Origin of the sequence: Phytoactinopolyspora halotolerans, assembly GCF_010550675.1 — a bacterium.
GTDB classification, from domain to species: Bacteria; Actinomycetota; Actinomycetes; order Jiangellales; family Jiangellaceae; genus Phytoactinopolyspora; species Phytoactinopolyspora halotolerans.
In genome coordinates this window covers 158,279-173,299 of sequence record NZ_JAAGOA010000007.1, presented here as the reverse complement: position 1 = coordinate 173,299, position 15,021 = coordinate 158,279, and the positions used below count along the sequence as shown (strand labels likewise).

Sequence of the window (15,021 nt, the reverse complement as noted above, 5' to 3'; positions counted from 1 at the left end):
AGCCGCACATACAGGTACCATCCTGGCGTATATGGACCAAAACGGCGCACGCAGCGTATCGCTGCCGCAACCTGTATCCCGGGACGTCCTCCTCGGCCTAGATGTCGGCACCACGACCTGTAAGGCGATGGTGATGGACCCGGACGGTCGTTGCCGGGGACTGGGGCAGGTGGCCACGCCGTGGCGGACGACGGCGACGGGGGCGGAGGCTCCCGCGCGCCGCATCCTCGCAGCGGTCGTGGAGGCGGCGTCGTCGGCGATCGCTGAGGCCGAGTCAGGCGGCGACGGGCCGGTGCACGTGGCCGGCATCGGTGTCACCGGCCTGGCCGAGGCGGGGGTCCCGCTCGGTGCCGACGCGGAACCGTTGGCGCCGGTGTTCGCCTGGTACGACGAACGCGGTGCCGAGCTGGTCGGGGATCTGGAGCGAGACATCGGTGTGCGGACCTTCGCCGCCGTGACCGGGCTGAAGCTCAGCGGGCGGCCCAGCATCATCAAGTACCGGTGGATGGTGCGTGAGGAGGATATGGGTGGTCGTGGTGTGCGCTGGCTCAGCGTTCCTGAATGGGTCGCCTACGAGCTCGGCGGGGCGCAGGTCACCGAGCCGTCGCTGGCCGGGAGGACCGGCTTCTTCGACGTTCTGGGCGGCAGCCCGGCGCCCGAGTTGCTCGACTGGGCCAAGGCACCGGACCATCTGTTCGCAGACATCGCGATCGCCGGAGAAGCGACCGGGCGGGTGACCCCGGCCCGGGCCCGCGACCTCGGTGTGCCCGCACTTGCCGGGGCGGTGACCACTGTCTGCGGGCATGATCACCTGGTGGCCGGCATCGGCGTCGGGGCCACGCGGTCCAGCGATCTGCTGGATTCCTGCGGTACCAGTGAGGCGATGGTGCGCATACTCGACCGTCGGATCCCGCGTGAGCAGGTCGAGGACGCCGTGATGCGCGGCATCAGCGTCGGCCGTCATGTGGGCGGCGACCGTCTGCAGGTGATGACCGGGCTGCGCTCGGGCATCGGGTTGTGGCGTTTCCTCAAGTTGATGGGCCGTGACACGACGGACCTGACTGAGCTGGATCATCAGGCACTGTCCGTGCGGCCGCGGTCGGACGGTCCGGCTGTGGAGGGCATCTGGACCGAGCGTGCAGTCCTGACCAACATCGGGTACGAGCCGTCGGCCGCGGAGATCTGGCGTGCGGCCATCGAAGCCGTGCAGCGACGTGCCGTCGAGGTCAAAGAGATGTTGGAGACGGTGGCGGGCCCGACTGGACGGATCGTGGCCACGGGCGGTGGTCTGCGCAGCGTCGCTGTTCAGGTACTGAAGCGGGAGATCCTCGGTGCCTACGTCATGCCTGACGTCCAAGAGGCAGGCGCTCGAGGCGCCGCGGTCTTCGCGGCGGTAGCGGCAGGGGTCGCGAAACGGGTGGAGGATCTCGCCCCGTCCGGCTGAGGACATGAGTGGCGTAAGCCCGACATATATCCGGTGGCCGGTTGCGGAAATATCGCGGGATACGGCCGTTGCGGCGTATCTACACGTAGATAATTCCATATCTATGTGTAGATAACGGACATGCTCCGTTGAAGTTCTCTCATAGTTGTTGTCACAAGAAGCGACAATCAGTTAGTTTCCCTGTCAAGTAACGGTTTGCTGTGTCGTTCCTGGAATGCCGGGAACGGCCACGGGGGAGGAGTATGTCCATGGCAACATCGAGACGGAAATGGGCCCGAGCAGGTACGGTATTGGCGGTGGCCGTCGCAGTCCCGGCCGTCGTCGCCGGAACATCTCTGGTCCCGGCAACGGCAGCGGACGGGGATGAATCGCGGGCAGCCGCCCGGTTCCTCGCCGGGCAAGTCCTGAACCTCGACCTTGATGCGGTGCCCGAGCTGGGTGGCGCCGCAGTCGAGAACATCGGCGAAGACGCAGAGGTGGCCGCCTACGACCCACTCGATCTGGCGGTGCTGGAGACACTCGGGCTCGACCTGGGTGGAGTTGAGCTTCCACTGACTGATCTGATCGAGCTCGGCGCGGTCAATCAGTGGGCGTCCGCAGACCCTGGTGGCGCGTCGCACGCGGGCTCTGGGGCAGTGATGGACGGCGAGGGTATCGGCTCCGGAGGCGAGGACTTTCCCGGCGACGCCACGTTGAACCTCGGCGACCTGATCGGGGAAGGGATGGCCGAGGCGATCGCCGACGTCCGACTGGAGCTCGGCGCCATCTCGTCTGAAGCACACCTGGAGGCGTCGGCCTCGGCAGAGCCCGCAGTGGAACGCGCCTACGAGGTGGCGGGTGGCAGCCTGGTGATCGACGTACCTGCCATCGGTGATCTCGTCGCCGGTCTCGAGGACGCGATGGTGACCGTCGAGGACACGGTCAACCAGCTGGCCGGCCCGGACGGGGCCATCGCCGGCGCGCTGGAGTCGCTGGACGCGCTCGCGGCGATCCTGGACGGCCTGGCCGCGTTGCCGCTGGTCTCCGTGACCGGCCCGGACGTCACCGTCGAGGTGGACGCGGACCTTGCCGCGCTGCTGGACGAGATCCTCGGCACGCCGCTCGGTGAAGGTACGGGCGTCGAGCTCGACCTGGCCAATGGATCACTCGTCGTCGATCTCGACCAATTGGTCGAGGGCGGTCTCAACGGACAGGAACCGAATACCGATCTGCTCAGCCCGGAGGCCATAGCCGGCCTCACGGACAAGGTGACAGCGCTTCTGGAAGGCCTGACCGACCAGCTGGTCGAGGCGGTCACCGAGGCGCTGCGGTCGGTCGGGTTGAACATCAGCATCCAGGCCGAGGTCAGCGCGGCACTCATCAATGACATGCTCGACCTGAGCATGGAGACCACGCTCGGTGCCCTCGTCGACGGTGACGCGGAGATCGTGGACAACAGCACCGGCGTGGTGACCGGCGTCGTCGGACCGCTCGTCGCAGACCTGGTGAACCAACTCGTCGACGTCGTGGGCGGCTTGGTCGAGGAGACCCTGTTCGGCGAGACCGGTGTGACCGGCACTCTGGGTGAGACCGTGGCACCGCTGGTCGACACGCTGGCTGAGGCGCTGGCTCCCGTGGGCGAACAACTCGGGCAGTTGATCTCGATACAGGTCAACTCTCAGACCGAGGCTGACGGCGCGTACAGCGTCGCGGCGTTGACCATCGGCCTGTTGCCGGCTGAGGCGGACGGATCGTTCACGCTCGCCAAATCGGAGGTCGGGCCGAACGAGACCGGCGAGGACGGTGACGAGGAAGGCACCGAGGACGGTGACGAAGAGGGCACCGAGGACGGTGACGAGGAAGGCACCGAGGACGGTGACGAAGAGGGCACCGAGGACGGTGACGAGGAAGGCACCGAGGACGGTGACGAGGAAGGCACCGAGGACGGTGACGAAGAGGGCACCGAGGACGGTGACGAGGAAGGCACCGAGGACGGTGACGAGGAAGGCACCGAGGATGCGCGGTTGAGTTGACCTGACCGTCGCTCTACGGTCGAGGGATGCTCCATCGGCGACGCGATCCCCGGCAGGTCCGCTATCTGACACTGGCGAACCTCCGCTGGGTCCATCGCAACCGAGCGTGGACTCCCTTCTACCTGATCCGGTACGCACGATTGCTTCGGCTCCGGCTGTTCCATCCTGAGGTGGTCACCGAGGGAATGGTGTTCCTCGGACGTCGGACGAAGGTCTATGGACGGCGTGGCTTCGGCCGCGTCGTCCTTGGCCGTTGGGTGCACATCGGTGACGAGACGCACCTACGCGCCCATGAGGGCACCCTGCGAGTGGGCGACAAGACGGTGTTCGGACGGCACACAACCGTGAACTGTTACTTGGACATCGAGATCGGTGCACGAACGCTCGTTGCGGACTGGGTCCACATCACTGACTTCGATCACCGCTTCGACGATCTTGATACACCGATCAAAGACCAGGGCATCGTCAAGTCGCCCGTCCGGATCGGTCCGGACTGCTGGCTGGGCGTCAAGAGTTCTGTCCTGCGCGGGGCGGACGTGGGGAGAGGCTGTGTCATCGCGGCGCACGCCGTCGTCCGTAGCGTGCTGGATGACTTCAGCATCGCGGGCGGCGTGCCGGCCCGCGTGATCAAATCGCGGTTGGCTGGTCAGCGTAGTCGCCGCAGGCCGACTCCAATGCGTTGACGCGAGTGCCTCGGCCGCCGTCAGGCTTCGGGAACCCTTGGTGCGAGGACGTCGTTGACTCGTCGGCTTCACGTGTCTCGACATGATCAGTCACGGTGAAGTAACAATCTTGCGCGTCGTGGTTGCTGCTGCCGCGCTTGGTGGCGGGCAATTCGTCCGGATCTGTCCGCGTTCACAGCGCTTCTTGTGACCCAGTTTGGTGCTCGATGTCCCATACGTGTTAAAGGCGATTGCTCGTTCGCTAATGCGAGGCGACGCGTAGAAATTCCCATTCCCCGAAACCGCGTAACTCCATGACGAGCGCCGGGTGAACCGGTAACTTCAGGCCTCGGCATTCGTCAACGGATCCACGAGCTTCCTATGACGGTCATCTTGCGGTGATCTTGTAAGTCACGTGGATCATGAATTCTCTAGGGGAGATATAGAAATGGCTGGAACAATGCCACGGAGGCGAGCAGCGCGGGCACTGGTGTCCGTCGGTGTGGCCTCCGCAAGTGCGTTCGGCGTATCGCTGGCGCACGTGGCCGCCGAGCCGCAGCCCGCAGCAGCCCCGGACACCGAAGCGATGGGGCCGTGGAACGCCGGCGCCGATGGCAGCTATGGGCGCGTTGCTCTCGAGGTGGTTCCGGGCGGGGGCGATGTCCTTGAGGACCTGCTCCCGGACGATCTGCTTGGTGACCTGCTCCCGGACCTCGACCTGGACCTCGGTGTCCAGGCCGACGTGGGCGCCATCGACTCTCAGGTGAACTCGCAGGGCGTCGAGGGCGCCGATGCGGGCGTCTACAGCCGGGCCTACACCAATCTGGCAGCAGTCTCCGTCCTTGGAACAGAGCTGGATCTGCCATACGGCGCGGAGCAGACGGCTCCTCCGCAGCAAGACGAGTGGGACACTACGCCGCTCGAGATCGACGGCTCGGACATCTTCGACGCTCGAGTCTTCAGCGGCCGGGCCAAGGCCAACTGGGACGAAGAATTCGTCGTTCCCGAGACGTCGTCCTACCCCGAGACGCCAGGCGGTCTGACCCCGGAGATGGGCGGACCGCTTGCGATCGTCGACGACTCGGCCGGGGAAGTGAACATCGGCCTGCCCGGCTCGCCGCTGTTCGGCGTCGACGGCTTGGAGATGCAGACCGAGCAGGGCACGATTCCGAACGGTGACGGTACGTCGGCGGCCTACTCGCAGATCTCGGGTTCGTTCGGCGGCGTCGACATCCTCGGTGGTGCCGATGGCGGCGGTATCTCGATTGGTGCTGCCCCGGGCTCGGGCACCTCGAACCCGGTGCTGATTCGCGCCTTCGCGAACGGTAAGGAAGGCGGCGCGAGCATCGACGGCGGCGAGCCGGGCACCGAGCCCCAGCTGCCCGCCTTCGGTGTCTACGCCGAATGCGGTGGCCCGTTCGACCTTGAGGGCGAAGGGGAGCCGACCGAGGAGGACCCGGAGATCTGCGCGATCGCTGAGCTGCAGCCTGGCGTCAGCATTCCTCTTGATGCGCCAGGGCTCATCGAGGCGGACCTCACGTTCGTGGAGCTGACCAATGACCAGGAAATCGCCGAGGACGGAACGCGTGCCGCGTTCAACTTCGGCGGGCTTGCTCTGCAGGGTGAGGTTCTCGGCGCCCTGGACGGCGAGATCCACATCATGAGCTTCCCGAACGTCTGGGCAGAGGTCCCGGAGGGCGGCATCTGGCCGGACAACGAGCAGGATGCCGATGCTGACGCGGATGCGGATGCTGACGCTGACGCGGATGCGGATGCTGACGCCGATGCCGATGCCGATGCCGATGCCGATGCTGATGTCGACGCGGATGCGGATGCGGATGTCGACGCGGATGCGGATGCTGACGCCGATGCCGATGCCGATGCTGACGCGGATGCGGATGCGGATGCGGATGCGGATGCGGATGCGGATGCGGATGCGGATGCGGATGCGGATGTCGACGCGGATGCGGATGCGGATGCTGATGCGGATGCGGATGCGGATGTCGACGCGGATGCCGATGCGGATGTCGACGCGGATGCCGACGCGGACGCTGACGCTGACGCGGACGCGGACGCGGACGCCGATGCGGATGCGGATGCTGACGGTGGCGACCCGGGTGAGTTCGGTGACCGGTCCCTTGAGGCCGACGCCGAGGAGGTCGTCGAGCGTGGCGGCGTTCAGACCCTGACCGGAACCGGCTTCGAGCCGGGCGAAGAGGTCCGGGCCGAGGTGCACTCGGAGGTCTGGGAGGTCAGCAACACGGAGACCGCGGACGACGAAGGCACGGTTGTCTTCGAGTTCCGCATCCCGACCGACTTCGAGCTGGGGAACCACACTGGTTTCGTCATCAGCACCGATGAGCAGTACGAAGGCGCGGGCGAAGGCGTCGAGTACGCCACCGCCGGGTTCAAGGTCGTCGAAGCAGGTGACCTCCCTGACACCGGTTCTGACAGTGCGCTGCTGATCACGCTCGGAGCTGCCCTCATGGCGGCTGGCGGTGCGGCGTTCTACGTGGTGAACCGTCGCCGGAGTGTGGCTCAGCAGTAGCGGATCTTGCGGACCGCCTGATGGCCTGATCAGGCCTGATGGCGTTCGCATCCGACGAATGGACGGTGGGTCCACGCCGAACGGTTGGTGTGGACCCACCGGCGTTCGTGATACGAGTACTTGGGGCAAGGGCGGAAGATCGGTACACGCGGGGTGGATAGGGCGCTCCGGGCACGGACGACGGGTAATCCGTGAGAGAGATGAAGGGGCTGTTGATGCAGCAGACGCGGCCAGCATGGCTGAAAGCCTTGGCGGCGGTTCTGGGGGCGGCTGTGACGGCACATCTAGCTGCGACCGCGATCTTCGTCGGACCGGACAACGTAGCGAAGGACGCGTGGGATGAACCCCTTGATTCCTACATGGAGCCGTTCTTTCAGCAGAACTGGAGTCTCTTCGCCCCGAACCCGATCGACACGGAGCATCACCTCTACGTACGCGGGTGGTACGACGCCGAACGCCCGACCGAATGGGTCGACGTCACCGAGTTGGAGATTCAAGACGCGATCACGCATAACCTGACGCCGTCACGCGCCGGTAAGGTGACGACAAAGCTCGCGTCGCGCATCGGTCGACAACGCGCCAAGCTGACGAATGAAGAGCAAAAGGCACTCGAGGCCCACTACCACGACGACGCCTGGGATCGCCTGGAGGCGCGGATGCTGGAGGGCGATCACAGCCCGTCGGGCCGCATCTCTTATGTGCTGCGGTACGACGAAACGATCACCGCGTACGCGACGCAGTTCGCATACGCATGGTGGGGCGAAGATGCTGGCTTGCAATATGTGCAGTTCAAGATCGTCGAGCAAGATGCAGCGCCCTTCGCCAGACGGAAGGATGACTCCGACCGGCCGACGCGCGTCCGCGAGTTCGGCCGGCGTCCGTTTGTGGAGTTCGACGGGCAAGACCGGGAGTCCTTTGCCGCTGCCATCGAAAGGTTCGCGTCGTGAGCGACATGCGATCTGGGACAACCGATACGTCGAGGCCGGCCGACGAGCGTGCCGACCTCTGGGACAAGCACATCGGACGCAAGGTTCGCTTCGCGGAGGAGTGGCTCTTCGGCGGTCGGCGCGCCTCGTACGGGCTGGCCGTCGTGCGGATCGTCTTCGGCTTGACCGCGCTGGGCTTTTTGGCGGCGAACTGGCTCAACCGCCACTACCTGTGGGGCGACGCCTCCCGGTGGCTGGAGCTCATCGATGACAACGGGGACTTCGGTTGGCCGTTCACGATGTTTCACGGAGGCAGCGGCACCGTCGAGCTTGACCTCAAGCTTGGCCTGGTAGCGGCCGTCCTCGTCTTGTTAGTCATCGGCTGGCGAACCAGATTCATCGCGCCCATGGCCCTCGTTCTCTGGGTCAGCCTCATAGAATCGCAGCCGATCTACGGCGATCAGAGTGACAACATCTTCCGGATCGTGCTGTTCTACATGTGCTTCGCCGATATCTCCGGGCGCTGGTCACTGGACGCCCGGCGTCGAGCGAAACAAGCGGCGGGCGAGTGGCGGAGCCCGATTCGGTTGCCCATCTGGCCAGAGTTGCGAGAGAACGGCTCGAAGGTCGCGACGCTGCTGCACAACATGGCTGTGCTGGCGATAGCGGGCCAAGTCTTCATCATCTACGTCGCGTCGGCGATGTACAAGATTCAGGGCTCGGCCTGGCAGGACGGCACCGGTATCTACTATCCGCTGCAGGTTGACCTGTATGCGCCGTGGCCGGCGTTGAGCGACATGCTGACCATGAGCGCGCTGGGTGTGTTGGTAGCGACGTATTTTTCGGTGTTCATCCAGTTGTTCTTCCCGCTGTTGTTACTGCGGCGGACAACCCGGGTGCTCGCGTTGCTGAGCGTCAGCGCGATGCATGTGGGGATCGCCGTATTCATGGGATTGCCGTTCTTCTCTTTGTTCATCATGGCCGCCGACGCCATATTCATTCGTGATTCGACATACGAAGGTCTTCAGCGCTGGGTTCGCGGCACATGGAAGAATCGGTCACAGGGTCGCAAGGCGGGCGGAGCGGAAAATCCGGTGGGCCCATCGACGGATAATCGACGTGCGACGTCCATCGTGCCGGCGGACGGGGTCAGAGAAGTGGTCGGTGCCGCGCGTGGCGATGGTCCGCGCTCGACCGCGTGACTGACTCAGCTTTACCGCGTCTTACCACGTCCTGTGGACCTGTGGACGTCTGCCGCGCTGCGTCGTCGGTGGTGCGTGTGGCGGCGCTCGAACAGCGTCTCGTCGTACTCGACGGATGCCAGATCGTGAGCCGTATGGCCGGCCGTGAAGTCGACTCCAGCGGTGCGTCGGCGAGGCCGTAGGCCCGCCGTCAATGTGGTGACGTGACGGCCTCAACAATGCGATGCGGAATGGTGCCGTATCGGTATCCATCATGTGCGGTAATGTCCGAAATAGTCGTCTATATGTGCCATGTAGAGACTTACGATATTCGTCACCTGGGTAGTCCCTAACCGGACATAAAGTTCAGCCAAACGTATGATCATCCGCCCTGCGACAAGCGCGCTTCATACCGATAGTGTCTAGGTCATGTCGCGGTATGAGTCTGTGCTGAATGTTCCGCGACAGCCAATTTGGGTACTGCCTAGGGGAGAAGGCATGACGTTTGCAAGTAAGGGGCGTCGACGGCTGCTCGCGAGCACCGTCGCCGCAGGGGCGATCACCGCCCTGGCCACGACGAATCTGGCGATGCCAGCGTCGGCGGCCGAAGGAGACATCTCGCGCGCCGAAGCGCGCTTCCTGTCCGGCGAGGTTCTTGGCGCCGACCTCGACGACATCGCCGAGCTGGCCGGTGTCGAGGTGCAGAACGACGGCACGCCGGAGCCGGTCACCGAGGCCAACCCGCTCGAGGTCGAGGTGCTCAACGCGATCGAGCTCAATGTCGAGGGCGGTGTGCAGCTGCCACTCAAGGACATCATCGAGCTCGGCGCGGTGAACCAATGGGCCACCGCGGAGGATGAAGGCACGTCGAGCGCCGCTACCGGCGCCGTGGCCGACAACGGTGGCATCGGAACAGGCGTGGATGCCGGGTTCCCGGCCAACGCGACCTTCGACCTGACGAACCTCCTGGGCGAAGAGCTCACGGACCTGATCGCCGATATCGAGCTGGAGCTCGGCGCCATCTCGTCCGAGGCGTTCCTCACCGGTCCGGAGTCGGCCGAAGACGAGTTCGAGCTGACCCGGGACTACGAGATCGCCGGCGGCTACCTCAAGGTGACGATCCCGTTGCTGGCGGGCCTGGGGTCCGACATCGCGTCCGCCACGGCGGACGTCAGCGGGCTCGCCGAGGACGCGGGCCTGAGCCTGGACGCTCTGGGGTCCGAGTCTGAGTCCGAGGTGGCCGGCGACGTCCAGGCCGCGGTCGACAAGGTTCTGGGCAGCGCCATTGGCGGCGACGGCCTCGAGCTCGACCTGTCGACGGGGACGTTGACGATCGACCTGAACGCACTCCTCGACGGCGGGCTCAACGGCCAGGCGCCGAACACCGAGCTGCTGAGCTCGGAGGTGCTCGGCGGATTGCTGGGCAACCTCGGCGACCTGCTGTCCGGCCTGCTCGACGACGTCCTCAACGGTGTGAGTGGCGCGCTGGATTCCGCGGCGGCCGATGAGCTGGGAGTGGAGCCGGCCGGGCTGCTTGACGAGCTCGGCGACATCCTGGACGGACTGCTGGACGCTTTGGGGCTCGACGAGCTGACCGACGGTCTGCTTGACGTGCTGACCGACGTGCTGTCGATCAAGTTGAACTACCAGCCGGACCAGCCGATGGATAGCGGGCACACTCAGGCGTTGAGCAGTGAGAACGTGTCGCCGGCGGCAGTCGAGTCGGGCGGTCCGTACAGCGTGTCCGCGCTCTACATCGACGTCCTCCCGGGCGAGAACAGCCTGGCGACGATCGATCTGGCTCGCTCGCAGGTCGGACCGAACGTGGTCCAGGAACAGGACGCTGATGCGGATGCTGATGCGGATGCGGATGCGGATGCGGATGCTGACGCGGATGCCGACGCTGACGCCGATGCGGATGCTGACGCGGATGCCGACGCTGACGCGGATGCGGATGCTGACGCCGATGCGGATGCTGACGCCGATGCGGATGCTGACGCGGATGCCGACGCTGACGCCGATGCGGATGCAGACGCCGAGGCCGATGCGGATGCAGACGCCGAGGCCGATGCGGATGCAGACGCCGAGGCCGATGCTGATGCTGACGCGGATGCTGACGGCAACGGTGACCTTCCGGACACCGGTTCGAACATCATGTGGCTGCTGCTGGTGGTTGGACTGCTGGCTGTGGGTGGCTACACGCTGTTCGTCAGCAGCCGGAACCGTCGGATGACGACGCAGGGCTGATCTCAGCACTCCTTCTCAACTAAGGGCCCTGGCCCGCGAGGTGCGTCGTTTCGGCGACGTGCCCGCGGGCCGGGGCCGTTCTATGCCTACGGTGTCCATTTCCGATCCCGCCTGTGCTGCTGTACCTACGTCGTCTAATCTGGCGGGCGTGTCTGACGACGACGAGCGGCAGCGCGTTGTATCAGTGCCGCCGATAGCCCGCGGGGTCGCGTTCTTCCTCGTGGGCCTGTTGTGTATGCACTTCGCCTTGACATTCCTGTGGAACGCACCGTCGAACCCGATCAAGGACGCGGTCGGGGACGAGATGCGTGGCTATATGCGTCCGATGTTCATACAGAACTGGAGTCTCTTCGCTCCCAATCCGGTGAACGCTGAGGACGAGTTGTTGGTGCGGGCCCGGTATAACGACCCCTCGACGGGCGGTGAGAGAACGACCGAGTGGATCTCGGCGACGGAGGCGGAATGGACCTTGGTCACGCACAATCCGGCACCGTCACGAGCCAGCCGGCTCTCCTCCAACCTGCACCGGCGGTTGGATTCGGCGTGGGATGACCTGTCCAACGAACAGCAAGAGATCATGACCAGTGACTACACGGATATGGAGAACTGGAAGCCGCTGGCGGACGATCTGATCTCGGCGCAGGGCGGCGAGACGTCATCGCGGGTGGCGAACATGGTGCGTGCTGACCGGGTGGCCACGGGATACGCGACGCAGGTAGCGCGAGCGCTGTGGGGCGGCGAGATCGTCGCCGTGCAGTTCCAGCTCAGACGGACGCCGGTGCCGCGGTGGGATGTGCGCAACGAACCGGAGCCGGAGGAACCGTCACGGTCCTACCACGACTTCGGCTGGCGGCCGGTGCTGGTGAACGAGGGCCAGGACGACGAGGCCTTCGCCAACACCATGCGGGGGCTGCAATGACGGTTTTCCGGCTGCTGGACGAGGGTGAACAATGGCTGTTCGGCCGCAAACGTGCTGCCTACGGGCTGTCGGCGATGCGGATCTGCTTGGGTGTGGCCATTCTGGGTTCGCTGATCGTGAACTTTGCCGATCGGCATTATGTCTGGGGTCCGGGAGCCCGGTGGCTCGATCCCTGGCTCACGGTGGACTACTGGGGATTTCCGTTCACGGTCATCTTCGGCGTGGAGGACTCGTCGGCCGTCTTCACGTTGAAGTACCTGGCGTTGACGGTGGTAGCGGTGCTGTTCACGCTCGGATGGCGTACCCGCTTCATCACCCCCGTACTGCTACTCATGCTGACGAGCTTGATGCGGCTCAACCCGCTCGCCACGGACGCGGGCGACAATCTGATCCGTATCTCGCTGCTGTTCTTCTGCCTCGCCGATGTCTCCATGCACTGGTCGCTGGACGCGCGTCGTCGGCGCCGCGGGAGCGGGCCCGCGCCCCTCGAGGAGACAGGAGGCGCGAGCCCGGGCGAGCGCCCCCGCTGGACGTGGCCGGCCTGGCCGGGCGTGCTCTTCCACAACGTCGCGTTGCTCGGCATCGCGGGCCAGGTGTTCGTGGTCTATGTGGTCTCGGGCATGTCGAAGGTCCAGGGGTCGATGTGGCAGGAGGGCGTCGGGCTGTACTACCCGCTGCGGATCGACCAGTACGCTGCCTGGCCGGCCTTGAACGAGATCGTCTACGCCAGCGGCATCCTGGTGACGATCGGTAGTTACATCACGGTCTTCGTCCAGGTCTTCTTTCCCCTGCTGTTGATGCGTCGCGGCACTCGTGTGGTCGCCCTGGTGCTGGTGTTCTTCATGCATGTGGGGATCGCGGTGACCATGGCGCTGCCCTGGTTCTCGCTGGCGATCCTTGCCGCGGACGCCATCTTCATCCGGGACGAGACGTACCGGTCCGCCATCGCGTGGGTGGCCCGTCGTCGGGCCCGACGTCGTGGTCGAGGGCGCGTGGTCGCGGATGACGATGCCCCCGCTGACCTCGAACGGACCGAGGGCGACGAGCAGCTGGCCGACAGGCCGGAGACGACGGTGACGAAGAGCTAGGTGAAAAACCACACACGATTTGTTACTCGCGAGTAACCATGGGTACGATCGGGTCATTCGTTTCGAGACTGCGACGCCCTGCGCCGCACGTCCTCAAGGCTTTGGAAGGCAAGCTGAGGAGGTTGTCTGTCGGCCATGAAGATCGTCGTTCTAGTGAAGCACGTCCCGGACGCCGCGGCGGACCGGAAATTCGATGAAGCGGACTACACGACCGATCGGGTCAGCGTAGACAGCATCCTGTCCGAGCTCGACGAGTACGCAGTGGAGGAGGCGCTCAAGATCTCCGACGCCGGCGACGCCGAGGTCATCGCCGTCACCATGGGGCCGGAGCAGGCGCAGGACGCCATCAAGCGAGCGCTTCAGATGGGAGCGGACTCCGGCGTGCATGTGCTCGACGAGGCGCTCCACGGGTCGGACGCGCTGGCGACGTCCCAGGTGCTGGCGGCCGCGATCGAGAAGGTGGGCGAGGTCGACCTCGTGTTCACCGGCATGGCGTCCACCGACGGCGGGATGAGCGTCGTCCCCGCCATGCTGGCTGAGCGGCTCCAGCTTGCTCACGTCGGCTTCGTCGGCGAACTGACGCTCGACGGCGGCACCGTGCGGGCGCGCCGGGACGCCGACGTCACCGAGACAGTCGAGGCCGCGCTGCCGGCCATCGTCTCCGTCACCGACCAGATCAACGAGCCCCGCTATCCGTCCTTCAAGGGCATCATGGCGGCCAAGAAGAAGCCGGTTCAGACGTGGTCGCTGGCCGACCTGGGCATCGACGCCGGCTCCGTCGGGTTGTCGGCCGCCTGGTCCGTCGTGGCGTCGGTGACGGCCCGTCCGCCGCGCACCCAAGGCGAGGTCGTCACGGATGAGGGCGACGGTGGCGCCAAGCTCGCCGCCTATCTGGCCGACCAGAAGTTCATCTGAAGCGTTCGAGGGAGAGCACACAGATATGGCTGAGATCCTCGTCCTCGTCGACCATGCGGACGGCGCGGTACGCAAGACGACAACCGAGCTGCTGACCATCGCCCGCCGCCTCGGTGAGCCTTCGGCGGTCTTCATCGGCTCCGGTTACGACGCCGCTCGCGACACACTGGCGCAGTTCGGTGCGGCCAAGGTGTATGTGGCGGAGAACCCGGAGCTCGTGGACCACCTCGTGGCGCCACAGGCCGAAGTGCTGGCGCAGGTCGCGGCGACGGCACAGCCCGCGGCTATCCTGCTCGCCTCCAACCCGGACGGTAAGGAGATCGCCGCACGGCTGGCGATCAAGCTCGAATCGGGCCTCATCACCGACGCGGTCGATGTCGTGGCCGCGGACGCCGGCATCACGACGACGCAGTCCGTCTTCGCCGGTGGGTACACGGTGACCGCCCGGGTCACCCACGGCACGCCGATCGTCACGGTCAAGCCCAATGCCGCCACGCCGGAGCCGGCACAGAGCACACCGGTGGAGGAGAAGGTGGCGGTGTCGATCTCCGACACGGCCAAACGTGCCAGGATCGTGGAACGCGCCGCTCGCGGGGAGAGCGGGCGGCCGGAGTTGACCGAGGCCGCGATCGTGGTCTCCGGCGGTCGAGGAACCGGCGGTGACTTCGGTCCGGTGGAGGCGCTCGCCGACGCACTCGGTGCCGCGGTCGGCGCATCCCGTGCGGCGGTGGACTCCGGCTGGTACCCCCACGCCCATCAGGTCGGCCAGACCGGAAAGACCGTCTCGCCGCAGCTGTACGTCGCCGCCGGCATCTCCGGAGCCATTCAGCACCGGGCGGGAATGCAGACCTCGAAGACCGTGGTGGTGGTCAACAAGGACGCGGAGGCGCCGATCTTCTCGATGGCGGACTTCGGCGTCGTCGGTGATCTGCACACGGTCCTGCCGCAGGCGACTGAGGAGATCACCAAGCGCAAGGCGTGAAGCTGCGACCATCCTGGCGCTGGTGTCGCGATTATGGGATGCGGGTTTGGTGGGTTATAGCGCACCAAACCCGCATCCCATCGCCGATGCCCACCGA

The 15,021-nt window shown here is 65.6% G+C and carries 11 protein-coding genes; all 11 read left to right on the top strand.

All coding sequences use genetic code 11. The features are described 5' to 3' along the window. Positions 1-31: 31 nt before the first annotated feature. The 11 genes from G1H10_RS12235 to G1H10_RS12185 all read left to right on the top strand — a co-directional run bounded on the left by G1H10_RS12235 (position 32) and on the right by G1H10_RS12185 (position 14,924). Positions 32-1,444 carry an FGGY-family carbohydrate kinase gene (locus tag G1H10_RS12235; RefSeq protein WP_163737585.1) on the top strand — a complete coding sequence of 471 codons (1,413 nt, stop codon included), beginning with the start codon at positions 32-34 and terminating at the stop codon, positions 1,442-1,444. 296 nt (positions 1,445-1,740) lie between these two features. Next, the gene (locus G1H10_RS12230) at positions 1,741-3,456 is read left to right on the top strand and encodes a choice-of-anchor G family protein (protein ID WP_163737584.1); all 1,716 of its coding nucleotides are present in this window, start codon (positions 1,741-1,743) and stop codon (positions 3,454-3,456) included. A 26-nt stretch (positions 3,457-3,482) separates the two neighbouring features. After that, positions 3,483-4,139 carry an acyltransferase gene (locus G1H10_RS12225; protein WP_163737581.1) on the top strand — a complete coding sequence of 219 codons (657 nt, stop codon included), beginning with the start codon at positions 3,483-3,485 and terminating at the stop codon, positions 4,137-4,139. Between the two features lie 481 nt (positions 4,140-4,620). Beyond that, positions 4,621-6,666 (top strand): LPXTG cell wall anchor domain-containing protein, encoded by a 2,046-nt coding sequence (locus tag G1H10_RS34515; RefSeq protein WP_216853191.1) that lies wholly within the window; start codon positions 4,621-4,623, stop codon positions 6,664-6,666. Between the two features lie 215 nt (positions 6,667-6,881). Beyond that, positions 6,882-7,613, top strand: a complete 732-nt coding sequence (locus G1H10_RS12215) for a DUF5819 family protein (RefSeq protein ID WP_163737578.1) — start codon at positions 6,882-6,884, stop codon at positions 7,611-7,613. Then, on the top strand, positions 7,610-8,794 hold the full coding sequence (locus G1H10_RS12210; protein WP_163737575.1) for an HTTM domain-containing protein: 1,185 nt from the start codon (positions 7,610-7,612) through the stop codon (positions 8,792-8,794). The genes G1H10_RS12215 and G1H10_RS12210 overlap by 4 nt, the downstream gene beginning before the upstream one ends. Positions 8,795-9,202: 408 nt before the next feature. Then, positions 9,203-11,020 (top strand): choice-of-anchor G family protein, encoded by a 1,818-nt coding sequence (locus G1H10_RS12205; RefSeq protein ID WP_163737572.1) that lies wholly within the window; start codon positions 9,203-9,205, stop codon positions 11,018-11,020. Positions 11,021-11,168: 148 nt separating this feature from the next. After that, on the top strand, positions 11,169-11,939 hold the full coding sequence (locus tag G1H10_RS12200; protein WP_163737569.1) for a DUF5819 family protein: 771 nt from the start codon (positions 11,169-11,171) through the stop codon (positions 11,937-11,939). Beyond that, positions 11,936-13,027 (top strand): HTTM domain-containing protein, encoded by a 1,092-nt coding sequence (locus G1H10_RS12195; RefSeq protein WP_163737566.1) that lies wholly within the window; start codon positions 11,936-11,938, stop codon positions 13,025-13,027. The genes G1H10_RS12200 and G1H10_RS12195 overlap by 4 nt, the downstream gene beginning before the upstream one ends. A 135-nt stretch (positions 13,028-13,162) precedes the next feature. Further along, complete coding sequence (locus G1H10_RS12190) at positions 13,163-13,942, top strand: electron transfer flavoprotein subunit beta/FixA family protein (RefSeq protein ID WP_163737563.1); 780 nt, start codon at positions 13,163-13,165, stop codon at positions 13,940-13,942. A gap of 25 nt (positions 13,943-13,967) precedes the next feature. Continuing rightward, positions 13,968-14,924 carry an electron transfer flavoprotein subunit alpha/FixB family protein gene (locus G1H10_RS12185; RefSeq protein ID WP_163737560.1) on the top strand — a complete coding sequence of 319 codons (957 nt, stop codon included), beginning with the start codon at positions 13,968-13,970 and terminating at the stop codon, positions 14,922-14,924. Positions 14,925-15,021 lie beyond the last annotated feature (97 nt).